Here is a 264-nt window from a genome sequence, read left to right as displayed (position 1 = left end):
CGTCTCGGGCGACCACAGCGGCCTCAAGCTGCGCCAGGAAAACCTGCTGGGCAGCTATGACCTCTTCCTGCCGGTGGGCGACACCACCAAGCTGTTCGGCGGTGGCAGCCTGGGCATGACCAAGCTGACCCAGGATTCGCCAGGTGCCAGCCGTGATACCGACTACGGCTACGCGGTCGGCCTGCAGGCCGGTGTGATCCAGGAGATTACCGACAAGGCGTCGGTGGAACTGGGCTACCGTTACCTGCGCACCAATGCCGCGAC

At 65.2% G+C, this 264-nt stretch carries 1 pseudogene; it reads left to right on the top strand.

The window, feature by feature from the left end:
- Window positions 1–264, top strand: a pseudogene (locus SB725_RS31820) (hypothetical protein); the annotation flags it as partial.

The organism is Pseudomonas sp. SIMBA_041 (assembly GCF_046535095.1).
GTDB lineage: Bacteria > Pseudomonadota > Gammaproteobacteria > Pseudomonadales > Pseudomonadaceae > Aquipseudomonas > Aquipseudomonas mucoides.
This window is presented reverse-complemented; position numbering and strand designations above follow the sequence as displayed.